The following is a 306-nucleotide window of genomic DNA, read 5'->3' on the forward strand; positions in this document are numbered from 1 at the left end:
GATCGCCAGGGCGGCCGAGCACGCGCCGCGCGCCTACCGGATCGTGCTGCTCTCCGACCACGGCCAGAGCCCGGGAGCGACCTTCGAGCGCGTCTACGGACTCACGATCAGGGACCTGGTCAGGGCGGGCTGCGGACTGCCCGTACCGCGCCGGGCCCAGCGGACGAGGAGCGGGGCCGAGGCACGCGACGCCGCACGCCACGCCGTGCGTTCCGCGCTCCACCGGCCGGAGCGGGAAGGGACCGTGGAGTCGGCGGAGCCGGGCTCGGACCCGGTCGTGCTCGCCTCCGGCAATCTCGCGCTGAT

The 306-nt window shown here is 75.5% G+C and carries 1 pseudogene; it reads left to right on the forward strand.

From position 1 onward, the window contains the following. Positions 1-306 (forward strand): annotated as a pseudogene (locus BFF77_RS37230) (hypothetical protein); the annotation flags it as partial.

The sequence above is a fragment of the Streptomyces lushanensis genome, assembly GCF_001700515.1.
Classification (GTDB): Bacteria; Actinomycetota; Actinomycetes; order Streptomycetales; family Streptomycetaceae; genus Streptomyces; species Streptomyces lushanensis.